The 25,464-nt window shown below is 71.5% G+C and carries 20 protein-coding genes; 11 read left to right on the top strand and 9 right to left on the bottom strand.

Annotation, left to right across the window (positions count from 1 at the left end; all coding sequences use genetic code 11):
- Positions 1–37: 37 nt before the first annotated feature.
- The 3 genes from R0146_RS03750 to R0146_RS03760 form a co-directional block, all read right to left on the bottom strand.
- Positions 38–1,972 carry a BglG family transcription antiterminator gene (locus R0146_RS03750; RefSeq protein ID WP_317691522.1) on the bottom strand — a complete coding sequence of 645 codons (1,935 nt, stop codon included), beginning with the start codon at positions 1,970–1,972 and terminating at the stop codon, positions 38–40.
- Positions 1,969–2,268, bottom strand: a complete 300-nt coding sequence (locus tag R0146_RS03755; RefSeq protein WP_317691523.1) for a PTS sugar transporter subunit IIB — start codon at positions 2,266–2,268, stop codon at positions 1,969–1,971. The genes R0146_RS03750 and R0146_RS03755 overlap by 4 nt, the downstream gene beginning before the upstream one ends.
- 71 nt (positions 2,269–2,339) lie before the next feature.
- Positions 2,340–2,669, bottom strand: a complete 330-nt coding sequence (locus R0146_RS03760) for a PTS lactose/cellobiose transporter subunit IIA (RefSeq protein ID WP_317691524.1) — start codon at positions 2,667–2,669, stop codon at positions 2,340–2,342.
- Positions 2,670–2,979: 310 nt separating this feature from the next.
- Between R0146_RS03760 and R0146_RS03765 the strand changes: the two genes are divergently transcribed.
- Together R0146_RS03765 and R0146_RS03770 are read left to right on the top strand one after the other, a co-directional pair.
- The gene (locus tag R0146_RS03765) at positions 2,980–4,347 is read left to right on the top strand and encodes a PTS sugar transporter subunit IIC (protein WP_317691525.1); all 1,368 of its coding nucleotides are present in this window, start codon (positions 2,980–2,982) and stop codon (positions 4,345–4,347) included.
- Positions 4,334–5,746 carry a glycoside hydrolase family 1 protein gene (locus tag R0146_RS03770; RefSeq protein WP_317691526.1) on the top strand — a complete coding sequence of 471 codons (1,413 nt, stop codon included), beginning with the start codon at positions 4,334–4,336 and terminating at the stop codon, positions 5,744–5,746. Before R0146_RS03765 ends, R0146_RS03770 begins: the two co-directional genes overlap by 14 nt.
- 56 nt (positions 5,747–5,802) lie before the next feature.
- Here the strand turns inward: R0146_RS03770 and R0146_RS03775 are convergent, their stop codons facing one another.
- Positions 5,803–6,810 carry an aldo/keto reductase family protein gene (locus R0146_RS03775; RefSeq protein ID WP_317691527.1) on the bottom strand — a complete coding sequence of 336 codons (1,008 nt, stop codon included), beginning with the start codon at positions 6,808–6,810 and terminating at the stop codon, positions 5,803–5,805.
- A gap of 373 nt (positions 6,811–7,183) precedes the next feature.
- Here R0146_RS03775 and R0146_RS03780 point away from each other — a divergent pair, with 373 nt between their 5' ends.
- The 9 genes from R0146_RS03780 to R0146_RS03820 all read left to right on the top strand — a co-directional run bounded on the left by R0146_RS03780 (position 7,184) and on the right by R0146_RS03820 (position 16,674).
- The gene (locus tag R0146_RS03780) at positions 7,184–7,708 is read left to right on the top strand and encodes an MSMEG_0572/Sll0783 family nitrogen starvation response protein (protein ID WP_317691528.1); all 525 of its coding nucleotides are present in this window, start codon (positions 7,184–7,186) and stop codon (positions 7,706–7,708) included.
- A gap of 76 nt (positions 7,709–7,784) precedes the next feature.
- A complete protein-coding gene (locus R0146_RS03785) occupies positions 7,785–8,846 on the top strand; it encodes an MSMEG_0568 family radical SAM protein (protein WP_317691529.1) in 1,062 nt (353 codons plus the stop codon).
- Positions 8,847–8,912: 66 nt separating this feature from the next.
- Positions 8,913–9,812 (top strand): carbon-nitrogen hydrolase family protein, encoded by a 900-nt coding sequence (locus R0146_RS03790; RefSeq protein ID WP_317691530.1) that lies wholly within the window; start codon positions 8,913–8,915, stop codon positions 9,810–9,812.
- A 45-nt stretch (positions 9,813–9,857) separates the two neighbouring features.
- Positions 9,858–11,171, top strand: a complete 1,314-nt coding sequence (locus tag R0146_RS03795) for an MSMEG_0569 family flavin-dependent oxidoreductase (RefSeq protein ID WP_317691531.1) — start codon at positions 9,858–9,860, stop codon at positions 11,169–11,171.
- Positions 11,172–11,218: 47 nt separating this feature from the next.
- The gene (locus R0146_RS03800; RefSeq protein ID WP_317691532.1) at positions 11,219–12,607 is read left to right on the top strand and encodes an MSMEG_0567/sll0787 family protein; all 1,389 of its coding nucleotides are present in this window, start codon (positions 11,219–11,221) and stop codon (positions 12,605–12,607) included.
- 91 nt (positions 12,608–12,698) lie between these two features.
- Entirely contained in the window at positions 12,699–13,016 is a 318-nt protein-coding gene (locus R0146_RS03805; RefSeq protein WP_317691533.1) for an MSMEG_0570 family nitrogen starvation response protein, read from the top strand.
- 26 nt (positions 13,017–13,042) lie between these two features.
- Positions 13,043–13,882, top strand: coding sequence for a carbon-nitrogen hydrolase family protein (locus R0146_RS03810; RefSeq protein WP_317691534.1), 840 nt, complete (start codon positions 13,043–13,045; stop codon positions 13,880–13,882).
- Between the two features lie 52 nt (positions 13,883–13,934).
- Positions 13,935–15,059, top strand: a complete 1,125-nt coding sequence (locus tag R0146_RS03815; RefSeq protein WP_317691535.1) for an MSMEG_0565 family glycosyltransferase — start codon at positions 13,935–13,937, stop codon at positions 15,057–15,059.
- Positions 15,060–15,207: 148 nt separating this feature from the next.
- On the top strand, positions 15,208–16,674 hold the full coding sequence (locus R0146_RS03820; RefSeq protein ID WP_317691536.1) for an HNH endonuclease signature motif containing protein: 1,467 nt from the start codon (positions 15,208–15,210) through the stop codon (positions 16,672–16,674).
- Positions 16,675–16,708: 34 nt separating this feature from the next.
- Here the strand turns inward: R0146_RS03820 and R0146_RS03825 are convergent, their stop codons facing one another.
- The 5 genes from R0146_RS03825 to R0146_RS03845 form a co-directional block, all read right to left on the bottom strand.
- Entirely contained in the window at positions 16,709–18,856 is a 2,148-nt protein-coding gene (locus R0146_RS03825; RefSeq protein ID WP_317691537.1) for a RecQ family ATP-dependent DNA helicase, read from the bottom strand.
- Between the two features lie 9 nt (positions 18,857–18,865).
- Positions 18,866–20,833 carry a M3 family metallopeptidase gene (locus R0146_RS03830; RefSeq protein WP_317691538.1) on the bottom strand — a complete coding sequence of 656 codons (1,968 nt, stop codon included), beginning with the start codon at positions 20,831–20,833 and terminating at the stop codon, positions 18,866–18,868.
- Positions 20,834–20,901: 68 nt separating this feature from the next.
- A complete protein-coding gene (locus tag R0146_RS03835; RefSeq protein WP_317691539.1) occupies positions 20,902–21,657 on the bottom strand; it encodes a HEAT repeat domain-containing protein in 756 nt (251 codons plus the stop codon).
- Positions 21,658–21,739: 82 nt separating this feature from the next.
- Positions 21,740–23,314 (bottom strand): FAD-dependent oxidoreductase, encoded by a 1,575-nt coding sequence (locus R0146_RS03840; RefSeq protein ID WP_317691540.1) that lies wholly within the window; start codon positions 23,312–23,314, stop codon positions 21,740–21,742.
- Positions 23,311–25,458: a molybdopterin oxidoreductase family protein gene (locus tag R0146_RS03845; protein WP_317691541.1), complete on the bottom strand. Its 2,148-nt coding sequence runs from the start codon at positions 25,456–25,458 to the stop codon at positions 23,311–23,313. The genes R0146_RS03840 and R0146_RS03845 overlap by 4 nt, the downstream gene beginning before the upstream one ends.
- Positions 25,459–25,464 lie beyond the last annotated feature (6 nt).

Here is a 25,464-nt window from a genome sequence, read left to right on the forward strand (position 1 = left end):
AACGTCCTGGGGTGGTGCCGGCACCGGATCCCGCGCGCTACGCATCCACCAGGCTGAGCAACGTGGCCAGGAACCCGTCGGAGTCCTGCGCCCCGTCGATCAGCGCGGCGATCCGGGCCGGCTCCGACAGCAGTCGGGTCAGCTCGTCCAGCGCGTCGCGGAAGGTCTGCCGACCGTCCGGACTCAGCGCGAACAGGAACACCAGCCGGACGTCGGCCGACGATCCCCAGGGGATCCCTCGGTCGCAGGCCAGCACCGAGATGGCCGTCGAGTGGGCATCCATGTACATCGAGTGCGGGATCGCGAACTCGCCGCCGAAGGAGGTCGCCGAGCGCCGCTCCCGGTCGAGCACGTCGTCGAGGAAGCCGGGATCGACGTAGCCGAGATCGGCCATCCGCTCGCACATCATCGCCAGTGCCGCCTCCTTGGTCGCCACCTCGGGGACGTGGAAGTAGGCCTGCGGGTCGATCAGCGTGCTCATCACCGTACGCACCCGCCGGCGCGCGTTGCGCTCCCGCTCCCGCCGGACCCCGTCGATGACGAGGTCGAGATCGGCGGAGGTGAGGAACGGTCCGATCCGGATCACCGGTGCCGACGCCGGCCCGGCCGGATCCACGCACGAGACGATCAGGTCGGACGTCACCTCGGCGAAGTCGAAGTCGAGCGAGGTGACGACCCGTTCGATGTCGGCCTGGCCGCGCAGCTTGCGGCCCAGCCGCTCCGCCAGGCTGTCGGCCAGGTCGTAGTAGCGCGGCACCACCAGGGTCACCGTGACCAGGTCACGCTGCTCCAGGTAACGCAGGTACTGCATGCCCATGTGCATCGAGAGGTAGTCGACCTCGCCCGGGCCGACGGCGATGCCCGTACGTTCCTCCAGTCGCTGGGCGAAGTAGATCGCCAGGTCGTGGACCAGCGGGTGCTCGTTCTTGAAGTTCTCCCCCAGCGGGTTCACCAGCGACAGGTCCGAGCGGGCGCGGGCGATCAGGTTCTGGGCGTGCAGGGCGACGTTGAGCAGCATCGCCGGATCGGCAGGACCCAGCAGGTACTTGGTGGAGACGTCGTCGAGGATCTCTGCCACGACCGTGCGGAGCTGCGGATCGACGGCGGTCTCGGCGGCCTCCGGGGTGGCGTTGCGGGTCGCCCGGACGGCCACCACCCCGTACAGCGCGCGGAGCTCGGTCTCCGGCAGGACGGTGCCGAGGTCGGTGGCCACCGCATCCGCCAACTGTTGGGTGAGGTCGCGGACGTGGGCATCGGCGTACGGCGGCACCCAGTCCGCGGCCGGCAGGGTGTGCCCCTGGCGGACCCGGTCGATGGTGATGGTCAGGTGCACCAGCACGTCGCGCAGGGCGAACTCGTTGAGCTGCAGCGGCGACCCGCCGATGATCCGCTGCACGGTGTCCCGCAGCCGGTCGATGTCGATGTGGTCGTACTCGGCGGCGAACGCCTGCCAGGTCGCCGGCATCAGGCCCTGCGTGCTGTTGTGCAGCAGTTGCCGGACCAGCCGGCGTCGCGACCGCTCCGGCCCGACCACCAGCACCAGGTCGTGGTCACGGCGCAGCGTCAGGTCATGCTGGCGCATCAGTTCCCGGACGCGGCCGAGGTCCGACTCCAGGGTGGACTCGCTGATCATCAGCCGATCGGCCAGGGTGTGGATGCTGATCGGCTCCGCGTTCTGCACCAGATTCCGGCACAGATAGCGCAGCCGCCGGTCCGGGGTGTCCGGCAGCCCGCTCGCAGCGTGCAACCCCTCGGCCAGTGCCGACTCCGGAGCGGCCTCGTACGCCTCGCGGTCGAGACTGTAGCCGTGGTGGCTGGCGACGACGAGTCGGCCGGCCCGGTTGAGGTCGCGGACGTCGTTGCGTACGGTCCGCGGGCTCACCTGCAGGCGGGCGGCCAGATCCTCACCCGACAACGGGTGCGCCGAGCGCAACAGCAGGTCCAGCAGCGCCCGACGCCGATCGCGGATCACTGCCCCGTGTGGAGGGCGCGGGCCTGGGCGAGGGCGGCCTTGCCGTCCATCATCCCGTAGGCCCGGGTGTCGACGATCCCGACCTTCACCCCGCGCGCGGCGGCGTACGCCTGCACCTCGCGCAGCTTGTAGCGGATCTGGGGGCCGAGCAGGATGACGTCGACGCCGGCGATGTTCTCCGGCAGTTCCGACTCGGGGACGGCATCGACCTCGTCGCCGGGGCCGGCGTTCTGACGCATCTTGTTGGTGAGCAGGCTGGTGGACATGCCGGCGTTGCAGAGCAGCAGGACCTTCATCGTTGAACCTCCTGAGAGCGGGTGATCGGGGAAACGGGTGATCGGGGAACGGGTGGTCGGTGGGGGCCGGATCAGGACGCGGCGAGCGCCGACGTCCGGCGGTAGAGGTGGACGAACTCGTCGGCGAGGTCGCGGACCAGCATCGCGCCGGCGAGATGGTCCTGGGCATGCACCAGGACGATGTTGACCGGGACTGCGGTGCCGCGGGCCTCCTGGGTGAGCATCGCCGTCTGGGCGGTGTGCGCCTCGTGCAGTCCCTCGTCGGCCGCCGCCAGCAGCCGGGCGGCCTCGTCCAGGTCACCCTCGCGGGCCGCCCGGATCGCCATCATCGCGTTGGACTTGGCGTTGCCGGCGGACGAGATGATCGCGAACGCGACGTCGTAGTCGGCAGGATTCATCATCCACTCCCATCGTGTGCATCGTGCATCGTGTGCATCGTGCATCGTGTGCATCATGTGCCCGCCCGGCTCTGGCGTGACTCGCGCGGAAGGGGTCCGGTCGGGGCACTTCCAAAGTAGGAGAGCTCCCGGGACACTGCCACCATGAACCTTTCCGCCATGGCGGAAACCATCGTGGTGGACAGCGGAAGAGTCCGGAAGGGAAAGTGATGGGGAAGTCATCCGTCGGGACGATCCTCGCCGGTACGGGCCACTCCGGCCAGTCCGCACCGACCCAGCCCGACGGAATCCCCGACACTCGAAGGAGAGTGTGATGAGTCAGTCCTCGTCCATCGGTGACCGGATCGCCGAGAAACTGATCGAGCCGATCACCAGGTTCGCCGACCTGAAGCCCGTCCAGTCGCTGAAGAACGGCATGCTCGTCGTGATGCCGCTGACCATCATCGGCTCGATCTTCCTGCTGCTCGCCAACCTGCCGATCCTGGCCGTCCAGGACTGGTTCACCGCGATCGGGCTGACACCGCTGCTGATGCAGGTGTTCAACGCCACCTTCTCGCTGATCGGCCTGGTGGCCTGCGTCGCCATCGCCTACAACTACGTCAAGGCCTGCGGCCACGAGCCGTTCGTCGCCTCGATCATCGCGCTGTGTGCGTACGTCCTGTTCATGAGTCTCACGGTGACCGACGCGAAGACGGGGCAGTCGGTGACCGGCGCGATCGACCTGAACTGGACGGGCGCGAAGGGCATGGTCGTCGGCATCATCGTCGGCGAACTGGTCGGCGTCGTCTACTCGTGGTTCCTGAAGAAGAAGATCGTCATCAGGATGCCCGACGGGGTGCCGCCGGCCGTCGCGAACTCCTTCACCGCGCTCATCCCGGGGGCCGTCATCCTCACCGCCGGGATGGTCCTCGTCGCCGTCTTCCAGCGCTTCGACACGACCATGTTCCAGGCCGTCTACACCTGGCTGCAGATCCCGATGCAGGGGCTGACCGACTCCGTCGGCGGCGTCGTGGTGTTCTCCCTGCTGATCCCGTTCCTGTGGTTCTTCGGCATCCACGGCTCCAGCATCGTCGGCGGCGTGCTCACCCCGATGACCACCGCCAACACCGTCGCCAACCAGGAGATCCTCGCGTCCGGCCGGGCGCTCACCCTCGCCAACGGCGGCCACATCGTCACCCAGCAGTTCATCGACAACTGCATCAACATGACCGGCGCCGGCGTCACCATCGGCCTGGTGCTCTACATGGTGTTCCGGGCGAAGTCGGCGCAGTACCGTACGCTCGGCAAACTGAGCATCGCCCCGGCGATCTTCAACGTGAACGAGCCGATCCTCTTCGGCACCCCGATCGTGATGAACCCGCTGATGGCACTGCCCTTCATCGCCACGCCGCTGATGACCGGACTGCTGCAGTACTTCGCCCTGTGGAGCGGACTGGTGCCGCTCTACACCGGCGTGATGGCGCCGTGGACGATGCCGCCGATCCTGTCCGGCTTCATCATCGGCGGCTGGCGGACCGCGCTGATGCAGGTGGTGGTGATGGCCCTGTCGATCGCGACGTACTACCCGTTCATCCGCCAGGCCGACAAGCTGCTGGCGGTCGAGGAAGCCGCCCTGCACGCCGAGCACCTCGCCGCGAACGCGCCGACCGTGACGGGGGACGACGTCGATGTCGCTCTCTGAGGCCGTACGCTCCGCTCCCGCGGCCTGGCCCGGCCGCGCCCTGCCCGCCGACTTCCTGTGGGGCGCCTCGAGCAGCGCCTACCAGATCGAGGGCGCCAGTGCCGAGGACGGCAAAGGACCCAGCGTCCAGGACGTCAAGACCGTCCCCGCGGGAACGCCGGACTTCTCGGTCTGTTCCGACCACTACCACCGGTGGGCCGAGGACATCGCCCTGCTCGCCGAACTCGGGCTGAAGTCCTACCGGTTCTCGATCGCCTGGACCCGGATCCTGCCCGAGGGCACCGGAGCGGTGAACCCGGCCGGTGTCGAGTTCTACTCCCGGCTGATCGACGAATGCCTCTGGCACGGCATCGAGCCGATCGTCACGATGTACCACTTCGACCTGCCGACCGCCCTGGACGCCCGTGGCGGCTGGGCGGATCCGGCCACCGTCGACGCGTTCGTCGAATTCGCCCGGGTGCTGTTCGCGGCGTACGGCGACCGGGTGACGCACTGGCTGACGATCAACGAGCAGAACATCATGACCCTGGTGCCCCACCACGGCCTCGGTGCCGCGGCCGGCCCGGACTACCCGCTCTACCAGGCCAACCACCACATGCTGCTGGCCCAGGCCCGGGCGATGGCGCTGTGTCACGAGGTGCTGCCGGCGGCGAAGATCGGCCCCGCGCCGAACATCGCCCTCGCCCTGCCACTGGAGGGCACTGCGGAGGACGTGCTGTGCGCGCAATACCTGAACGCCGTACGCAACTGGCTCTACCTGGACGCCGCGGTGCTCGGCCGCTACAACACCCTCGCGGTCGACCACATCCGGCGCGCCGGCTATCGGCTGGACGTGTCCGACGACGACCTGCGGGTGCTCCGGGAGGGCCGGCCCGACTTCATCGCCTTCAACTACTACAACACCGAGACAGTGACGTACGCCCCCGGTGAGACCCTGGAGGACGCCGACGGTGCCATCCACGGCCCGGGGCGGATCGTGCCCAACCCGCACTTCGCCACCACCGACTGGAACTGGCCGATCGACCCGCTCGGCTTCCGGACGACGCTGCAGGAGATCCACTCCCGCTATGGCCTGCCGCTGATGGTGACCGAGAACGGGCTGGGGGCGTACGACCGGCTGGAGCCCGACGGCACCGTCGACGACGGCTACCGGATCGACTACCTGCGCGACCACATCACCGCGATGAAGCAGGCGATCGACACCGGCGTCCCGGTGATCGGCTACCACCCCTGGTCGGCGATCGACCTGATCAGCACCCACGACGGCTTCCTGAAGCGGTACGGCTTCGTCTACGTACGCCGCGACAACGAGTCCACGCACGATCTGGCGCGGTTCCGGAAGAAGAGCTTCCACTGGTATCGCCGGGTGATCGCGTCGGGTGGCGCCGATCTGGCCTGAAACAGCCGACAGGAGGGCCGTCCCGGTGGGGCGGCCCTCCTGTCGGCCAGGCGTCATCAGGCCGGACGGCGCTCCGGGACGCTGGTCAGCGCCGGGTCGCGGACCACGACGTCACCGAGGACCTCGTCGATCCGGGTCATCAGCTCGGCCGGGATCGTCACCCCGGATGCCTCGACGTTGTGGGTGATCTGCTCGGGGCGCGAGGCACCGACCAGGGCGGCCGCCACGTTGCCGTTCTGCAGCACCCAGGCGATCGCCAGCTGGGCCATCGAGATGCCCATCTCGTCGGCGATCGGAGCGAGGTCCTGGACACGCTGGACCAGCGCCTCGTTGTCCAGGAAGCGGCGGACGAAGGAGGCCCCGCCCTTCTCGTCGGTGGCGCGGCTGCCTGCCGGGACCGGGGCGCCCGGCTTGTACTTGCCGCTCAGCACGCCCTGGGCCATCGGCGACCAGACGATCTGGGAGATGCCCAACTCCTCGGAGGCCGGAACGACCTCGGGCTCGATGACGCGCCACAGCATGTTGTACTGCGGCTGGGAGCTGATGATCCGGAAGCCCAGCTGGGAGGCGAGCTCCTGACCGGCGCGCAGCTGGGCGGCCGTCCATTCGGACACCCCGATGTAGAGGGCCTTGCCCTGGCGTACGACGTCGGCGAAGGCCTGCATGGTCTCCTCCAGCGGCGTCTCCACGTCGAAGCGGTGAGCTTGGTAGAGGTCGACATAGTCGGTGCCGAGCCGACGCAGCGAGCCGTCGATCGACTCCATGATGTGTTTGCGGGACAGGCCCACGTCGTTGTGGCCCTTGGGGCCGGTGGGCCAGTAGACCTTGGTGAAGATCTCCAGCGACTCGCGCCGCTGGCCCTTGAGGGCATCACCGAGGACCTGCTCCGCGACGGTGTTGGCGTACACGTCAGCGGTGTCGAAGGTGGTGATGCCGGCGTCCAGTGCGGCATGGACACAGGCGGTGGCGGTGTCGTTCTCCACCTGGGAGCCGTGGGTGAGCCAGTTGCCGTACGTGATCTCGGAGATCTTCAGACCGGAATTGCCGAGGTAGCGGAACTTCATGTCGCGGCTCTAACCCGGGGAGCTGACAGAGCCCGCCGGGGAGGCGGCGACCGCGGAGCGGCCCGGTCGGCCGACGTCGGGCGCCCACAACGCGTCACACAACGCGTCACACGACCGTTACGGCGTGTTACCGGAGCGCATTCCCGGGGAAACCGTTCTGAAAAGGCTGCCGTGTTGACTCGGTGCCACGAGCCGGAGAACAGCTCCGGCCGTTCGGACTGTCACCCGGTCCTCCGGACCTTCTGCATCGCGTCGTACGCGTCGACGGACCGCGTCGTACGCGTCGACGGACCGTACGCTCCGGAGCCTGGCAGCGCACCCGCCCACCGATAAGCCACCGTCCCGACGGACATCAGCCCAGAGGAGCTACCAGATGTCGACCTTCGACGACCAGATCGCCGCCAATATCGAGAAGTCCCGATCCGAGATCCCGCACCCCTCGCTGCCCAAGGGCTCGAACCTCTACGGTTCGACCAAGATCTTCCCCGACTACCAGGCCGAGGAAGGCGAGACCTACTTCACCCTCATCCACGGCATCGCCCACGAATCGTCCGTCAGCCTTGTCGCCCTGCTGCAGGCCGTCCGCGCGCAGCGCAAAGGCTTCGAGTCGGTCGTCTACTTCTACGGGACCGGCGCGATGAACGCGATCGCGACGCGCGGCTTCCCCACCACCGGTGACAGCGGCTTCCCCGGCGAACAGAACATCAACGACACGATCAGCACCTTCATCAAGGAGGGCGGCACCGTCTTCGCCTGCCGCTTCGGTCTGGCTCTGCACGGGCATCGCGAGGAGGACCTCATCGAGGGCGTGGTGCCGGCACACCCGCTGGACGTCCAGGACGCGCTCATCCACTACGCCCGCAAGGGCGCCATCATCAACTCCACCTGGATGGTCTGACTGCCGCGCGTCGGCCCGGCCCGCGTGCCGGGCCGACGCCCTGGCCCCGACCCGCCCGATCCGATCAGGAGGCACCGTGACCCTCTTCGACACACGTACGGAACTGGCTGTGAGAGGAATCCGCAACCTCTCCGCTCCGGTGTCCCGCCGCGCCGGCGCAGGCCCCAGCGACGACGGGCACGTCTTCCTCGGTGGCATCGGGAGCTCCCTGCCCGTACGCTCCGATTCGCCGTACACGGTGGCGGACGGCCATCTGTTCCACGACGGGACCGACCTCGGCCTCGAGATCGAGCCGGTGCTCCGGCCCCGCTTCTACGACCTGTCCACCGCCGACGGCGTTCCGTACGAGAAGATCGCCCGGCTCCACTCGGGCAACGTCCTGGCCACCACCGTGGTGCAGACCTGCGCCCGCTACGCCGAGGACCAGCGCTGCCGCTTCTGCGCCATCGAGGAGTCCCTGGCCGCCGGCGCGACGGTGGCAGTGAAGACCCCGGCCCAGCTCGCCGAGGTGGCCCGGGCCGCCGTGGACCTGGACGGGGTCGCCCAGATGGTCCTCACCACCGGAACATCCGCCGCCCCCGACCGTGGTGCCCGGCATCTCGCCCGCTGCGTCCGCGCCATCCGAGCGGCCTGCCCCGACCTGCCGATCCAGGTCCAGTGCGAGCCGCCCCGTGACCCGAACACCATCCAGGAGCTGCGCGACGCCGGTGCGGACACCATCGGCATCCACGTCGAGTCGATGGACGACGAGGTGCGGCGCCGCTGGATGCCGGGCAAGTCGAGTGTGACCCTGGACGACTACCGCGCCGCGTGGCGCGAGGCGGTCGCCGTCTTCGGGCACAACCGCGTCTCCACCTACCTCCTGGTCGGGCTCGGCGAGGACCCTGACGAGCTGGTCGGCCACTGCGCCGAGGTGATCGAGATGGGCGTCTACCCCTTCGTCGTTCCGTTCCGGCCGCTCGCCGGAACGCTCGCCGCCGACGTGGACCGCGTTGGGCCCCCCGATGCCCGGACGCTGGCCGACGTCACCTCCCGCGTGGCATCCCTGCTCCGCGCTGCAGGGATGCGCGCCGCCGACCAGCGGGCCGGGTGCGCGGCCTGCGGCGCCTGCAGCGCCCTGCCGACCCTGGGCGGCTGAGTCCCTCCCCCCGTCGTCCATCCCGGAGCGCCCGTCCGGCGCGCCGCCATCCGAACGGAGAATTCCATGACCGTGATCGCCGCGGCTTCGGCCAACTTCACGCGCGACCTCGAACAGAACTACGCACTGATCGAACGTCTCGTCTCCCAGGCCCGCGGGGCCGGCGTCGACTTCCTCGTCCTGCCCGAGGCCGCCATCGGCGGCTACCTCTCGTCGCTGGGCAACCACGGCGACACCGTACGGACCACCCGCCGCTCGCTCCCACCAGCCGTCAGCCTGGACGGCCCCGAGGTCGCCCGGGTCCAGCGGATCGCCGGGTCGATGCTCGTGGCGATCGGCTTCTGCGAGGCGGGTGAGGATCCCGACACCCGTTACAACGCGGCAGCACTCCTCGATGGGTCCCAGATCTACGGCTCCTACCGCAAGGTCCATCAGCCGCTCGGCGAGAACATGTCGTACGCCGCCGGTTCCGGCTACGGCGTCTTCGACACGCCGATCGGGCGCGTGGGCCTGCAGATCTGCTACGACAAGGCCTTCCCCGAGGCCGCCCGCGCGATGGCACTGGACGGCGCCGAGGTGATCGCCAGCCTGTCCGCCTGGCCGGCGGCCCGAACGGCGGCCGCAGAGGACCTGCAGCAGGATCGCTGGACCTACCGCCACAACGCGTTCGACGTGGCCCGCGCCCTCGACAACCAGGTCTTCTGGGTCGCCTCCAACCAGTGCGGCACCTTCGGCTCGCTGCGCTACGTCGGCAATGCCAAGGTCATCGACCCCGGCGGGAACGTCCTGGCGAACACCTATATCGAGGAGGGCCTCGCCATCGCAGACGTCGACATCGAAGGGACCTTCCGCACCATGCGGGCCGGCATGTTCCACCTCCGCGACCGACGCCCCGAGGTGTACGCGCCTCTCGCCGACCCGGTCGTCCAGGCGACCGCCCGCTGGCGAGACCTGCCCTGCGCCTGACGCCGGCCCACCGACACCTGACCACACCAAGGAGCACAACGACCCATGACCACATCATCCGCACGCACGCCATCGGGACCCTCGACCGACGAGTTCGTCCCCGTGGTCGTCATCGGGGCCGGTCAGGCCGGCCTGTCCGTCAGCTGGTTCCTCGGGCACGAGGGCATCGACCACGTCGTCCTCGAGGCCGACAGCCCCGTCCATGCCTGGCGGGACACCCGCTGGGATCGATTCACCCTGGTCACGCCCAACTGGCACTGCCGGCTCCCCGGGCGTCACTACGACGGTCCCGAGCCGGACGGCTTCATGACCCGCGACGAACTCGCCGACTGGCTGGAGGACTGGGTCGCCTCCTTCAACGCCCCGGTGCGTACGAGGACCCGGGCCACCAAGCTCGAGCGGCTCGATGCGGACCGCCTGGTCGTCGACGTCGAGGACTCCGAGGGGACGCACCGCATCGTCTGCTCCGACGTCGTGATCGCCACCGGCGGCTATCCCATCCCAGTCATCCCCCCGTACGCCCACTCCCTCGACCGCTCCGTCCACCAGGTCCACTCCGAGGACTATCGCCATCCCGATCAGTTGCCCGAGGGGGCGGTCCTGGTCGTCGGGTCGGGACAGTCAGGCTGCCAGATCGCGGAGGACCTCCATCTCGCCGGGCGCCAGGTCCACCTCGCCGTCGGCAACGCGCCGCGGGTGGCCCGCACCTACCGTGGGCGCGACTGCATGACCTGGCTCGCCGAGATGGGTGTCTACGACATCGGCTCCCAGGAGTTCCCCGGCGGGCGCGTCGCCCGGGACAAGACCAACCACTACGTCACCGGCCGGGACGGCGGGCGCGACATCGACCTGCGCCAGTTCGCGGCCGAGGGCATGCGGCTCTACGGCCACCTCGTCGACGGGCGGGACGCCGCGCTGCGCTTCGCACCGGACCTCACGGCCTGTCTGGACCATGCCGACAGCGTCTACAACTCCATCTGCGGCGACATCGACGCCTGGATCGACCGGCAGGGCATCGCTGCACCGCGGATGTCCCGCTACGAGCCCGTCTGGACGCCCCCGTACGACCCGACCGAGCTCGATCTCCGCGCCGAGGGAATCACCTCGATCATCTGGTCCATCGGCTTCCGCCCGGACTACGCCTGGATCCAGCTGCCCGCGTTCGACGGCGGCGGCCACCCGATGCAGAACCGAGGCATCACCGCCGTGCCGGGACTGAGCTTCATCGGCCTGCCCTGGATGCACACCTGGGGCTCGGGACGCTTCTTGGGCCTGGAACAGGACGCGGCGCACGTGGCCGCGCACATCGTCGAGCGGCAGCGCGGCCTCACCGCCACGGACCCTGCCCGGATCGCCTGACCCACCCGATCCACACGCCTGACCCACCCGATCCATACGGAGGAGACATGCCCGCATCCACCGACCCGATCCGGCGACCGGAAGCGCCAGCATTCGTGGTGGGCTTCGCCGACCGGGACGACCTCGCCGCTTACCACCGGCTCCGGCACGACGCCTTCGTCGACGAGCAGGGCCTGTTCGAGAACGACCACGACGAGCACGACGAGGACCCGCGCACCCGGGTGCTCGTGGCCCGGACCCCGCGGGGCGACGTCATCGGGGGCGTACGCCTGGGCCCGCTCTGCTCACCGGACATCGGCTGGTGGCGGGGCTCCCGGCTCGTGGTCGCCTCGACCAGCCGGCTGCACCTGGGGGTGGGCCCGGCTCTCGTCCGGGCAGCGTGCGACGAGGCAGCGGCCCGCGGGGTGCTCCGGTTCGACGCCCTGGTGCAGGAGCGCCACTCCCGGCTCTTCGCCAGGCTGGGCTGGCAGCGCCGGGCGGACTGCAGCCTTGCCGGGATGCCCCATGCCCGGATGGAGTGGCCCATCGACCGTCTGGCCCGCCACGCCCTCGCCGCGAAGTCCTACCTGGGGGATCTGCTCCGTCCGCTGGCTGCGGTGCCGGGAGGTCTGGGCAGCGCGGGGTTCGTCGGCGACGACGGTGCCCCGGTGCCCGGCAGCGACCTCGTCGCCGCCTGTGACGCCGTCCTGCCCAGCATGGTCGAGCACGACCCGGAATGGGCCGGTTGGTGCGCCGTCCTGGTCAACCTGAGCGACATCTCCGCGATGGGCGCCCGGGCCGTCGGTCTCCTCAACGCCCTGGGGACGCCGACGACCGACCACGCCCGGCGGGTGATCCGCGGGGTCGCCGACGCCTCCGTCGCCTGGGGCGTACCGGTCCTCGGCGGGCACACCCAGATCGGGGTGGCCCCGGCCCTGTCGGTGACCGCCCTCGGCGCCGCCGTCTCGCCGATCCCGGCCAGTGCCGCACGGGCGGGAGACGCGCTGCGGGTGACCGTCGACACCGGCGGCGGGTGGCGCCCCGGCTACCCGGGCCGACAGTGGGACTCGTCGAGCAGACGCAGCGCGGAGGAGCTGCGGGCGCTGGCCCGCCTGGTCCCCGACAACAGCCCCCGGGCCGCCAAGGACATCAGCATGGCCGGGATGATCGGCACGATCGGGATGATGTGCGAGGCGAGCGGCGTCGGCGCCGAGGTCGACATGACCGCCGTCCCCCGGCCCGCGGCGGCTGCCGTCGCCGACTGGCTGACCTGCTTCCCCGGGTACGGGATGATCACCGCGGACGCCCCCGGCACCGGATTCGACACCCATCGCACCCCTGTGGACACCGCCACGTGTGGCATGGCCACTGCCGCACCCGGCGTACGCCTGCGCTGGCCGGACGGTGAAGTGACCGACGCCGTGCCGCCGGCGGTGACCCACCTGGGTGCCGCCTGAGCCCCGCACCCCGCGTTTCCGGCCGACCGGCCTCCCGACTCACCGACTCACCGACCCACCGACCCACCGACCCACCGACAGGAAGCCTCCGATGCCCCAGATGACGTTCACCGTACGCTGGCCCGACGGCAGCATCCAGCGCTACTACTCACCCTCGTTGGTCGTCCACGACCACCTGCGGGTCGGCACCGACTACACGGTCACCGACTTCCTCGATCGCACCCACACCGCCATGGAGATCGCGAGCGACAGGGTGCAGGCCAGGTACGGCTTCCGATGCACCGGATCGGAAGAAACGGTCGAGGCCGTCGAGGGTGCCGCGGCACGGTACGGGGCTGATGCGGTCGTGCGGGTCGTGGCGATGGACCCCGACCAGCTGCCCGTCGCCGACGGGCGGCCCACTCCGTGACACCGGCAGGCGAAGGCATCTGCCGCATGGCGGCACTTGCCGGACACTTCGGCAACGACATCGAACGCGCCCTGCAGAAGCTCGGGCCCCTGATCGAGCGGTGCCGGCACGACGGGATCGACCTGCTCGTCCTGCCCAACGCCTGCCTCGGCGGCTACATCTCCGACTTCCGGGCCCCCGACGAGGCCGATCTGCCACCCGCCATCGCCCTCGATGGACCGGAACTCGACCGGCTCCGGGGCCTCGCCGGCGACCTGACCATCTGCCTCGGGGTGACGGAGGCCGCCGGTGACCACCGCTACAACACGGCGGTGTGCCTGTCCGGTGACGGTGTCCTCGGCGCGCACCGCAAGGTCCACCAACCGATGAACGAGGGTCGGGCGTATGACGCCGGCGCAGGCTTCCTGGCGTTCGACAGTCCCGTCGGGCGGATCGGCCTGCTCACCGACTACGACAAGACGTTCCCGGAGGCGGCGCGCAGTCTCGCGCTGCAGGGCGCCCACGTCCTGGCCATCCTCAACGCGTGGCCGGCGAACACGACCGACCGGTCCGATCGGATCCTGCACGACCGGCAGTCCCACCTGTACAACCTCTACGATGCGGCGCGGGCTGCCGAGAACCAGGTGTTCGTGGTGTCGTCGAACCAGACCGGGATCCAGGGTGGCCTGCGGTTCCTCGGGCAGGGCAAGGTCATCGGGCCGGGTGGCCAGGACCTTGCCCGCACCGGGGTCAAGGGTGGTCTGGCGGTCGCCGACGCCGACATCGAACGGGAGATCGCCCGGGCCCGCCGCACCCTGAACCACCTCGTCGAGCGCCGGCCCGAGGCGTACGCCGCCGGTCGCCTCTGCGAGCCGCAGCACCCTTAGGACATCTCCTCCCGCCCCGACATCCGGCCGGCCGACATCAGAAGGAGGACGCGTGCGCATCGCACTGCTGACATACTCGACCAAACCTCGCGGCGGAGTGGTACACACCCTCTCGCTGGCGGAGGCGCTCGCCCGGCTGGGCCACGAGGTCACCGTCTGGACCCTGGGACGGGGTGGCGACCGGGTCTTCTATCGCGCCGTCGATCCCGCGGTCGGCACCCGGATGGTCGAGTTCCCGCCGATCGAGGGCGAGGAGGTCGGACCCCGCATCATGCGCTCGATCCGTGTCCTGAGCGAGGCGTTCGCGGCATCGAGAGACGAGTACGACGTGGTGCACGCCCAGGACTGCATCAGCGCCAACGCCGTCGGACGCTGCATCCGCACCGTCCATCACCTCGACCAGTTCACCACCCCTGAGCTCGCCCGATGCCACGATCGGGCGATCACTGCGCCGTACGCACACATCTGTGTGTCGCAGTCGGTCGCCGACGAGGTACGGCGCGGCTGGGGCCTGGAACCGACCGTCATCCCCAACGGCGTGGACTTCGATCGGTTCCATGACGTCGATCCCGCTGCGGTGGCCGACTGGGCCGCTCGGCTCGGCCACTATGTGCTGGCGGTCGGCGGGATCGAACCGCGCAAGGGCAGCATCGATCTGGTCCGGGCCTTCGCCGAGGCACGGGACCGGGCGACATCCGGCGAGGGAGCTCTGGACCCGGGGATCCGGCTGGTCATCGGCGGCGGGGAGACCCTCTTCGACTACCGCCCGTACCGGGCCGAATTCGAGCGGGAGTGCGGCCGACTCGGCGTGGAGCCGGTCGTTCTCGGCACTCTCGACCAGGAGCAGATGGCACCACTCGTGGCTGCCGCTGACCGGTTCGCCTTCCTGTCCATCAAAGAGGGGTTCGGTCTCGCAGCGATGGAGGCCCTGGCGGCGGGCGTGCCCCTGATCGCACGCGAGCTCCCGGTCCTGCGAGAGATCTTCGACGGCGGGGCACGCTTCGGCGGCACGATCGAGGAGATGGCTGATGCCCTGCTGGCCCCGCCCGACCCGGCCCTCACCCGACGCGGGATCGACCTGGCCCGTCACTACAGCTGGGACGCTGCCGCCGCGGCGCACGTCGACTTCTATCGGGCCCACCTGCAGCGTTCGGCAGCGACTGGGCTCGCACGCTGATCACACGTCCGGGACGGCGTCGACCACCAGGTGGACGTCATGTCGTGGCTGCCGTCACGGTGTCCGTCGCGACCGACGGGGCTGTCACGAGTGTCAGTGCCCCGATGGAGACTGTTTGCTATCGAACGTCTGTTTGTTTGGGGGAATCATGTGGGACTGGTCGGAGGCTGTCGGTGCGGATCGCTTGCCGCGCCCGGAGGCTGAGGATCTGGGGATCGGCATCCAGGGCGCCGCGACGGCGCAGGCACGGTGCGACGCCCGATTGCTGGAGCTGGTCGGACAGTTCGACGCGGGCGCGGGGTGGGGATGGTTCGAGGGGATCACCTCCTGCGCGCACTGGCTGGGGTGGGCGTGTTCGATGAGTCCGGGCACGGCGCGGGAGCACGTCCGGGTCGCGCGGGCGCTGCGCTCTATGCCGACCGTCGCGGCGTGGTTCGCCGAAGGGGCCCTGACGTATTCGAAGGTCCGTGAGGTGACCCGGCTGGCCGGACGGGTCGAGGAGGTCGAGCTGTGCGAGTTGGCCCGTGACCAGACCGCCTCCCAGCTGGCCCGTACGGTCCGCGCCTTCCGCGCCCACTCCGGGACACAGCTGGGAAGGATCGAGCGACGCCGGTTGTCGTGGCACGAGACCGAGGACGGCATGGTCACGCTCAGCGCCCGCCTGCTGCCCGAAGAGGCCGCAGTCGTCCGCGGGGCCATCGACGCGGCGACCGACCGTCAGCGGGACGCCCCGGACGAGGCGATCTCTCCCGGCGCGGTCTCCCCGGAGGCGGTCTCTCCCGACAGCCACGCCGGCGACACCAATGATCCGGCGAACCGACCCGTCAGCGACCCGCTCGCCGCGTTGTGTGACGTGGCCCGCGGCTATCTGGACGCGGTCCCGACGACCAGTGTCGATGACCCGAGCCTGGTGGTGGTCCATGTCGGTGCCGAGACGCTCGCCGGAGCGGCCGGGGACGTTCCCGCGGGAACGTCGGACGCTTCATCTGGCGGACTCGAGCCGGTCGCACCCCGGCCGGTCGCACCCGGAGCGACCGGAGCCGGGGCAGCGCGTTCCCTGCGGGCCTCAGCGGCGTGGATCGAGCGTGGTGGCCCGGTCGAAGCGGCAACCGCGGCCCGGCACGCCTGTGACGGCGATGTCGTCGGGATGATCATCGATGCCGAGGGCGACGTACTGGCCATGGGCCGGGCGCGGCGGCTCGTCACGCCCGCCCAGCGACGCGCATTGCGGGTCAGGGACGGAAGCTGCCAGTTCCCCGGTTGTCGGCAGCAGCGACGGCTGAAGGCGCACCACATCGTGCACTGGGCCAACGGCGGAGCGACCGATCTGGACAACCTGGTCCTGCTGTGCCAGGCCCACCACACGTACGTGCACGAGGGTGGCGTGGAGCTGTCCGGCCGGCCAGGCGCGTGGGTGTTCACCCTGCCCGGCGGACACCCCATCAGCACCGGCGAGGCACCGGATCCCGATCTGGTCGAGATGATCGTGCAGGCCGCCGCGCGGTCAGCCGCGGAACAGCCGGACAGGATCTTCCCGCCGCAGGCCGGTGAAGGGTTCCGCCTCCACGAGTGCGTACGACGCCTCTTCGACATCGAGCTGCCTGCCGCCGCCTGACCGCGGAGTCGATGGCGCCGCAGAACCGCTGGCGTCAGCCGGCGACGCCCAGGGCCAGCGGCAGCACCGCCGGCGCACCGGCGCGGCGCAACAGCCGCCCGACCACCGCCATCGTCCAGCGGGAGTCGACCAGGTCGTCGACCAGCAGCACCGGCCCGTCCAGAGCGGCGAGGCGTTCGGTGAGGTCGATGGGCACCTCCCAGCGGTCCCACAGCGACGCCAGCCGGAAGGCGCTGTTGCCTGCCGTGGTAGGCCCGACACCCGGCCGCACCGGCAGCATCCCCAGGTCGGCCAGCCGCCCCACCCGGGCGAGTCCGGAGACGGTCGCGGCGACCAGCTCCGGGCGGCCCAGCGAGCCGACGCCGATCACCGCGACCGGGCGTACGGCCCAGGTCCAGCCGGCGAGCACCCGTAGGCAGGCCTGTGCCAGCCCGGCGGGCAGCGGCCGGTCGACCGGGTGCCCGTCCTGGTCCGGGGCGAAGAGATCCCGCAGCGCCCGCCCGTGGCCGAGATCCGTCAGTCGGGCGACCGCTCGGCCCTCCTCGACCGTCTCGTCAGCCGCGATCCGACCCTTCATCGGGAGCCCGAGCCGGTCCATGCCGGAGGGCCACTGGCGGCGCGGCTCGATCGGCACCCCGACGTGCTCGAGTTCCGCGCCGGCCCGGGCGAGGGCGGCATCCGGGACGTCCTCGGCGTACCAGGGCCGCTCCCCCGCCGCGGCCAGGCAGATGTCGCAGCGTCCACACGGCCGGGCCTGCGGGTCGTCGAGCTGGGCGGTGAGGAACTCCATCCGACAGACCTCGCCGCGCTCGTACTCCAGCATCGCCTGCTGCTCGGCGGTCCGCGCCGCCGCGATCCGGCCGTACCGTTCGGCGTCGTACGCCCACGGCACCCCGGTGGTCGTCCAGCCCCGATCGACCTTCTCCGCCGCGCCGTCGACGGCGAGCACCTTCAGCAGCAACTCCAGCGGCGTACGCCGGATGTCGACCCTGGCCTCCAGAGCGGCGACCGACAGCGGGCGGTCCGCCTCGGCCAGGGCTGACAGCACCGCGGATGCCTTCGCCTGGCTGGGCATCGAGGCGGAGGCGAAGTACTGCCAGATGTCGCCATCCTCGGCGCCGGGCAGCATCAGCACGTCGGCCGTCTCCACCGCGCGCCCCGCGCGACCGACCTGCTGGTAATAGGCGACCGGAGAGGAGGGCGCCCCGAGATGCACCACGAACCCGAGATCGGGCTTGTCGAAGCCCATCCCGAGCGCGCTGGTGGCGACCAACGCCTTCACCGCGTTGGTCTTCAGCGCCTGTTCGGCGGCCTCCCGATCGGCGGGATCCGTACGCCCGGTGTAGGCGAGCACCCGGTGGCCCTGCGCGGCGAGCAGTCGCGCAGTGTCCTCGGCGGCGGAGACCGTCAGGGCGTAGATGATGCCGCTGCCCGGCAGGTCGGCGAGGTGAGCCAGCAGCCAGCCGAGCCGGTGCCGGGAGGTCGGCAGCCGCAGCACGCCCAGCCGCAGTGAGTCGCGGGCCAGCGGTCCGCGGACGACGAACACGTCGTCGGAGCCCGCCGCGCCGCGGAGCCGTACGCCCAGTTGTTCGGCGACGTCGGTGATCACCCGGCTGTTCGCGGTGGCGGTGGTGGCGAGGATCGGCACGCCGTCGGGGAGCTGGGCGATCAGGTCGCGGATCCGCCGGTAGTCCGGGCGGAAGTCGTGGCCCCAGTCGGAGACGCAGTGCGCCTCGTCGATCACCAGCAGGCCCATGTCAGCGACCAGGGCCGGCAGCACCGTCGCACGGAACCGCGGATTGGTGAGCCGCTCGGGCGAGATCAGCAGCAGATCGACCTCGCCGGCGTGCACCGCCGCAATGGTCTCGTCCCAGTCGGTGACGTTCGCCGAGTTGATCGCCGCCGCCCGGATGCCGGCCCGCTCCGCCGCGGCGAGCTGGTCGCGCATCAGCGCCAGCAGCGGCGAGACGATGACGGTGGCGCCCGCCCCCTGGCGGCGGCGCAGCAGGCAGGACACGAAGTAGACCGCCGACTTGCCCCACCCCGTACGTTGCACCACCAGGGCCCGTCGCCGGTCGGCCACCAGTGCCTCGATCGCCTCGAATTGGCCGTCGCGGAAGTCCGCCCCCGGCACGCCGGTCAGGTCGCAGAGGATCGCCCGGGCGTCGTCGCGCAGTGTCATCGGCCCGCCCTACCGGGCCAGCCAGGCGGCGTACGCGTCGAACGTCGACGGGCGGCCGAGGAAATCCTCGACCAGGTCGGCGGCGTTCCGCTCCCCTCCCCGGGCCAGGATCGTGTCGCGGTAGCGGGCGGCGACGGTCGGCTCGAACAGGTCGTCGGGGTCGAACGCGGAGAACAGGTCCTTGGCGATCACCTGGGACCAGGCGTACGTGTAGTAGCCGCTGGAGTAGCCGTCGAGGTGCCCGAAGCTGCAGTGGAAATGCGTGCCCTCCAGGTAGGGGAACATCGAGTAGCGCCCCTGCAGCTCCCGCACCCGCGCGGTGAGGTCGGGATGCTCGCGGGCATGCAGGTCGTACGCCAGGGCGGCGTAGAACATCTGGGTGCGGGCGTGGTAGCCCTTGCCGAAGTCCTCGGCACGCCGCATCCGCGCGACCAGATCGGCGGGGATCGGCTCGCCCGCCTCGTCGGTGGCGAACGTCTCCAGCACCGCCGGGTCCCAGGCCCACTCCTCCAGCAGTTGACTGGGCGCTTCGACGAAGTCCCATTCGGTGGCGACGCCGGAGAAGCGCACCCACTCCGAGCGGCCGCCGAGCACGTGGTGCACCAGGTGGCCGAACTCGTGGAACAGCGTCACCACCTCGTCGTGCTGCATCAGGCCGCGGGGGAAGTTGCAGACCAGCACCCCCTCGGGCAGCCGGCGGTCACGGACGCCCTCGGCGAGGGTGAACTGAGCCGCGTGCTTGTACTTGCCGTCCCGCGGGTGCAGGTCGAGGTGGATCCGGCCGATCCGCTCCCCCGGCGCCGAGCCCTCGCCCTCCGGTCGGCGGAACACGTCGTACGTCGCCACCTCCGGGTGCCAGACGCCCGCCTCGACCGGATCGACCGGCACGTACGTCAGGCCGAAGAGCCGGCCGGTGACCTCGAGCAGGCCGCGACGGACCTTGTCGACGGCGAAGTAGCGGCGGACCTGCTGGGCGTCCACGTCGAACTGTTCCCGGCGGACCAGTTCGGCGTAGTAGGCGGAGTCGGCGACGTCGATGGTGTCCGCCTCGGGGACGTCGCACCGCAGCCGCTCGAGCAGCACCGCCCGGTCGCGGCGGCCGGGCTCCAGCGCCAGGTCGGCGATCCGGTCGATGAATGCCGGGATGGCGTCGCCGTCGCCGATCATCATCACCTCGGAGGCGTAGTCCGGCCAGTCGGCGTAGCCGAGCAGGTCGGCGACCTCGCGGCGGACGGCGAACAGCTCCCGCAGCACCGCGTCATTGTCGGGCCAGCCGCGGTTGAGGAACTCCAGGCGGAGTGCCCGGCGAGCGGCCGCGTCCTCGGCGAAGGTCAGGAACGGCACCGCGTCGGGATAGTCGGTGGTCACCGTGACCAGCCCGTCCGCGTCGGCAGGATGGGCGGCGATCCAGTCCTCCGGCAGCCCGGCGAGCTGGGCCGGGGTCACCCGGACGGACCGTACGTCGGCGCGGATCGTCCGGCTCAGCTGCTGGCCGAGGTCGACCTGACGGCTGTCCAGCTCCCGGAGCCGGGTCCGGGTCGTCTCGTCCCGGTCGACGCCGGATCGGCGGAAGTCACGCAGCACCCGGTCGAGCAGCCGCCGGGCGACCGGATCGGGCCGGCCGGCCGGGTCGAGCAGGGCGGCCGGATCGAGGGCGGCGAACACCGCGTACAGTCCCGGGTCCAGCGACAGCTCGGTGGACACCTTGCTCGCCTGCTGCACCACCCGGTCGCCGAGCGCTCGCACCGCCTCGTCGGGATGGACCTGGGCGTAGACCGACCCGACGGCGGTGAGGTCGCTGAGGGCGAGGGTGATGTCGTTCCAGCTGCGCAGCACCGCCAGCGGGTCGCCGGTGCCGGCGGCCCGGAGGTCGGCGACCCGGCCCTCCACCTCGGCCAGCAGACCGGTCCGCCGCGCGGCGAGCCAGTCGGCGGCGTGCTCAGGAGCGGGCAGGTGCAGCGGTGCGAGGCCGGTCATGGGCAGCACTGTACGAGGCGCCCCGGCCATCCACCCTCAGCGACGACACAAGTCAGCGACGACAAGGGTCAGCGACGACGCAGCAGCCGGCCGGCGACGTACGCCAACTCGGCGTCCGTGCCCGCCGCGACGTCGCGGAGCACCGCGTCGGTCTGTTCCGGGTCGAGCCGGCTCAGCGCGCAGAGCATCGCCAGCCGGACGTCCGCCTCCGCATCGGCGAGGTGCTCGGCCAGCACCGGGATCGCCGGGTCGGCCTGCGGGCTGCCGAGGTCGGAGAGGGTGTCGGCGGCGTGGATCCGGACGATCGGGTCGGGGTCGGCCAGTGCGGCGACCAGCGGCTCGACGGTCCACTCGGCGAGCGCCACCAAGGCGTCGCTGAGCGCGTCACGGACCGTGGCGTCGCCCTGGCCGAGCCGGGCGACCAACGCCGGGACGACCTCGGGGCTGCCGGTCGAGGCGGCGGCCCGGGCGGCCTTGACCGCGACGACCGGGTCCTCGTCGCCGATCACCGGGATGATCGGCCGGACGACCGGCTCCCCGCCGATCTTGCTCAGCACGTGCGCGGCCTGGGCGCGGACCGGCGCCTCGGCACTGTAGAGCTGCACCATCAGCGCACCCATCGCCCGGTCGGCGTGCTGCACCGCCGCCCAGGTGATCATCTCCTTGACCGCCGGATCGGCCTCGGCGCCCAGCCGGGCGACGAGCACGGCCGCCGCCTGCGGATCCTCGCAGGTGCCGAGGTCCATCGCGGCACGCAGCCGGACGTTCTCGTCCTTGTGGTCGAGGCGCTGGATCAGGGTGCTGGTCGAGGTGCGGGTGGTCATGGTTCCTCCTCTGCCGGACGGTCCGACGGATGCTCCGAGAAGCAAGGCTCCGAGAAGCGATGCCCCGAGAGTAGGTGAGCGTTCAACTCCCTCCTCCGGTCTGGGGCACCAGGTCCCGCTCACGGAGCAGCCTCTCCACGGTGTCGCGGCAGCTGCCGCAGCCCGAGCCGGCCCGGGTGGCCGTACGCACCTCCGCCACGGTGCGACAGCCGCCGGCGATCGCCTCGGCGATCGTGCCCGCCGCGACGCCCGCGCAGCGGCAGACGGTGGAGGTCGGGGTGATCTCCCCCTCCCCGCCGTCAGCCCCGTCGAGCCGGAGCAGCACCGACAGGTCCACCGGGGCGGGGCGGCCGGAGGCGTGCAGCAGGGCGAGTTCGGCACCGGCGCGGGGCATCCCGAGACTGATCCAGCCGACCACCACACCGTCCCGGACGACGGACTTGACCAGCCGCCCGCGGGCACCGTCGACCCACAGGGCGACGCCCTGTCCGGCCGGCTGCGGCTGCCACGGCTCGCCGGCGAGCAGGCCGCCGGCGCCGAAGTCGAGGCGGCGGGCCTTGAGCCGGACGCTGTCGACGTCCTCCTCGACGAGCGGCTCGACCGGGCCCGGGTCACCGCCCACCGCGGCGAGCAACCGGCGGGCGAGCCACTCCGCCTGACGCCAGCCGGGACCGACCAGCCCGACCGGGCCGCGGCCGGCGCGCGCCGGACAGACCGGGCAGGACGGATCGTCGCAGAGCACCTCGGCGCAGTCGCCGATGGCGAAGACGCGGCCCTCGAGATCGGCCTCGAGTTCGTGGTCGACAACGATCCCGCGGGCCACCCGCAGGCCGGCCCCCTCGGCGATCCGGGTCCGCGGGGTGACGCCGCAGGACAGCACCAGGACGTCACCGGCGACCGTACGACCATCGGCCAGGCGCAGCGCCCGGAACGCACCGGTGGCGTCGCGGACCACCTCCTTGGCCACCGCGTCGGTCACCACCTCGACGCCGTGCCGGGCGAGCACGCCGTTCAGCAGCGCCCCGGCGATCGCGTCGGTGGACCGGGTCAGCAGCCAGGGCCGGTGGTGGACGACGGTGACCGGACAGCCCTCCTCGTGGGCGGCCAGCGCCACCTCGACGCCGAGCACCCCGCCGCCGAGCACCACGACCCGGCCGCGCCGGGCGACGGCCTCCCGGAGATCGGCGGCGTCCTCGGGCGTCCGCAGCACGGTGACCCCCGGCGGCAGCAGCGCGGCGGCGTCGGGATCGGGGTTGATGCCGCGCAGCACGGGGAGGTTCGCCCGGGCACCGACGGCCAGCACCACCAGGTCGTACGGCACCGTCCCGGTGGCGCCGGTGGACCGGTCGACGACGTGCGCCTGGCGCGCGGAACGATCCAGCCAGGTCACCGCGGTGCCGGTCCGCACCTCCACTCCGCGGGCGGTCCAGTCGTCGAGGTCGACCAGGGCGAGGCCGTCGTCGTCGACGCGGCCGACGCCGTACTCGCCGACGAGCACCCGGTTGTAGCCGGGCCGGCGCTCCTCGCCGACTACACAGACGTGCAGGTCGCCGGCGTCGACGGCGGGCAGCAGTTCCTCGACCAGCCGCACCGCGACCGGCCCGAAACCGATCACCAGCAGCCGGTCGCCGCGACGGGGTGCGTACGTCTGGATCATCGGCCTTCCTCCCGGACGGGGCGTACGGACACCGGGGTGGCCTTGAAGTCGGGCATGCCGGAGACCGGGTCGGTGCGGGGCGCGACGACGCGGTTGACGGCGAGCGTGCCGGCGAAGTGGAAGGGGACGAACACGGTGTCGGGGCGTACGGCGGTGGACAGCACCGCCCGGGCCACGGCGCGCCCGGTGGCGGAGCTGATCTCGGTCAGCTCGCCGTCGCCGATCCCCCAGCGTGCGGCGGTGTCCGGGTGGATCTCCAGGCGTGGTTCCGGCACGGCGGCGGCCAGCGAGGCGACCCGCCGGGTCTGGGTGCCGGACTGGTAGTGCTCCAGCGCCCGCCCGGTGGTCAGCACCAGCAGCGCGGCGCGCCGGCCCTCCCGGGTGCGGGGCCGCACCGGGACCAGCCGGGCCCGGCCGTCGGGGTGACCGAAGCGGTCGGTGAACGCCCGCGGCGTGCCATCCGGATGCTCGGGGGTGACCGGCCAGTGGTAGGCCGGCTCGGCGTCGAGCAGGGCGTAGGACAGGCCGGAGTAGTCGGCCCGGCCACCGGCCGAGGCCCGGGCGAGCTCGTCGAAGACCTCGGCCGGGTCGGTGGACCAGCTGCCGGGCGCACCGAGCCGGGCGGCGAGGTCGGCCATGATCCGCAGCTCCCCGCGGACACCGGGCGGCGGGTCGATCGCGCGGCGGCGGCGCAGCACACGGCCCTCGAGGTTGGTCATCGTGCCCTCCTCCTCGGCCCACTGCGGGACCGGGAGCACCAGATCGGCGTGCCGGGCGGTCTCGGAGAGGAAGAAGTCGGTCACCACCAGGAAGTCGAGCCGGTCCAGAGCGTCGGCCACCCCGACGGCGTCGGGGGCACTGACCACGACGTTGGCGCCGTTGACCCACAGGCACCGTACGCCGCCCTCACGGCCCAGCCCGGCGAGCAGTTCGACCGCGGGCACCCCGGGGCCGGGGATCGTCGCGGGGTTGACACCCCACACCGCGGCCACCTCCCGCCGGTGCCGCGGATCGGAGATCGAGCGGTAGCCGGGCAGCTGGTCGGCCTTCTGGCCGTGTTCCCTGGCACCCTGCCCGTTGCCCTGGCCGGTGAGGGTGCCGAAGCCGGATGCCCGGCCGCCGGGAAGCCCTAGCAGCAGGGCCAGATTGATCGCCGCGGTGGCGGTGTCGGTGCCGTCGGCGTGCTGCTCGACGCCGCGCCCGGTCAGCACGTACGTCCCGCGGGGCCGGGCGGCGAGCCGCCGGGCGACCTCGCGGATCCGGTGGGCGGGCACCCCGGTCACCCCCTCGGCGCGCTCCGGCCACCAGGCGTTCAGCGTCGGGCGGAGCCGGCCGAGCCCGACCGTACGCTCCGTCAGGTACGTCTGGTCGACCAGTCCCTCCGCCACCACGACGTGCGCCAGCGCGAGGAGGAGCACGAGGTCCGTGCCCGGAGTCGGCTGCAGGTGCACTCCGGCCCCGTCGGCGGTCAGCGCAGCGGTCGCCGAACGTCGCGGGTCGATCACCAGCAGCCCGCCGGCGGCCCGGGCGGCGGCGAGGTGCTGGACGAACGGCGGCATGGTGTCGGCCGGGTTGGAGCCGATCAGCAACACCGTGTGCGCGTCGTCGAGGTCGGTGACCGGGAACGGCAGCCCCCGGTCCAGGCCGAGCGACCGGTTGCCGGCCGCGGCGGCCGACGACATGCAGAACCGTCCGTTGTAGTCGATCCGCGACGACCCCAGCGCGATCCGCACGAACTTGCCGAGCTGGTAGGCCTTCTCGTTGGTCAACGAGGCCCCGCCGAAGACCCCCACCGCGTCCGGGCCGTACGTCTCCCGCGCCCGTCGGATCGCCGCCACCCACCGGTCGTACGCCTCATCCCAGCCGATCGGCGCGAAACCGCCGTCCGCCCGGCGGGCCAGCGGGGTGGTGAGCCGGTCCGGGTGGTCGAGCAGTTCCGCAGCGGTCCAGCCCTTGCGGCACAGGCCGCCCCGGTTGGTGGGGAACTCCCGCGGGGTGACCTCCAGCCGGACGGCCCCCTCCGGGCGCACCAGGGTCATCGCGCACTGCAGGGCGCAGTAGGGGCAGTGGGTCGGGGTCCCGGTCGAGGTCGGAGCCGGGGTCGGGCTCGGGGTCGAGGTCGAGGTCGGGCTCGTGCGATCCATCAGGGG

The sequence above is a fragment of the Raineyella sp. LH-20 genome (genome assembly GCF_033110965.1).
Taxonomy (GTDB): domain Bacteria; phylum Actinomycetota; class Actinomycetes; order Propionibacteriales; family Propionibacteriaceae; genus Raineyella.

Excerpts from the sequence above, each read along its gene's own strand:
- R0146_RS03830 (WP_317691538.1), bottom strand. The coding sequence starts at position 20,833 with ATGACCGGCCTCGCACCGCTGCACCTGCCCGCTCCTGAGCACGCCGCC.
- R0146_RS03820 (WP_317691536.1), top strand. The coding sequence starts at position 15,208 with ATGTGGGACTGGTCGGAGGCTGTCGGTGCGGATCGCTTGCCGCGCCCG.
- R0146_RS03770 (WP_317691526.1), top strand. The coding sequence starts at position 4,334 with ATGTCGCTCTCTGAGGCCGTACGCTCCGCTCCCGCGGCCTGGCCCGGC.
- R0146_RS03800 (WP_317691532.1), top strand. The coding sequence starts at position 11,219 with ATGCCCGCATCCACCGACCCGATCCGGCGACCGGAAGCGCCAGCATTC.
- R0146_RS03790 (WP_317691530.1), top strand. The coding sequence starts at position 8,913 with ATGACCGTGATCGCCGCGGCTTCGGCCAACTTCACGCGCGACCTCGAA.
- R0146_RS03805 (WP_317691533.1), top strand. The coding sequence starts at position 12,699 with ATGCCCCAGATGACGTTCACCGTACGCTGGCCCGACGGCAGCATCCAG.
- R0146_RS03780 (WP_317691528.1), top strand. The coding sequence starts at position 7,184 with ATGTCGACCTTCGACGACCAGATCGCCGCCAATATCGAGAAGTCCCGA.
- R0146_RS03825 (WP_317691537.1), bottom strand. The coding sequence starts at position 18,856 with ATGACACTGCGCGACGACGCCCGGGCGATCCTCTGCGACCTGACCGGC.
- R0146_RS03765 (WP_317691525.1), top strand. The coding sequence starts at position 2,980 with ATGAGTCAGTCCTCGTCCATCGGTGACCGGATCGCCGAGAAACTGATC.
- R0146_RS03760 (WP_317691524.1), bottom strand. The coding sequence starts at position 2,669 with ATGATGAATCCTGCCGACTACGACGTCGCGTTCGCGATCATCTCGTCC.
- R0146_RS03810 (WP_317691534.1), top strand. The coding sequence starts at position 13,043 with ATGGCGGCACTTGCCGGACACTTCGGCAACGACATCGAACGCGCCCTG.
- R0146_RS03840 (WP_317691540.1), bottom strand. The coding sequence starts at position 23,314 with ATGATCCAGACGTACGCACCCCGTCGCGGCGACCGGCTGCTGGTGATC.
- R0146_RS03835 (WP_317691539.1), bottom strand. The coding sequence starts at position 21,657 with ATGACCACCCGCACCTCGACCAGCACCCTGATCCAGCGCCTCGACCAC.
- R0146_RS03755 (WP_317691523.1), bottom strand. The coding sequence starts at position 2,268 with ATGAAGGTCCTGCTGCTCTGCAACGCCGGCATGTCCACCAGCCTGCTC.
- R0146_RS03775 (WP_317691527.1), bottom strand. The coding sequence starts at position 6,810 with ATGAAGTTCCGCTACCTCGGCAATTCCGGTCTGAAGATCTCCGAGATC.
- R0146_RS03845 (WP_317691541.1), bottom strand. The coding sequence starts at position 25,458 with ATGGATCGCACGAGCCCGACCTCGACCTCGACCCCGAGCCCGACCCCG.
- R0146_RS03795 (WP_317691531.1), top strand. The coding sequence starts at position 9,858 with ATGACCACATCATCCGCACGCACGCCATCGGGACCCTCGACCGACGAG.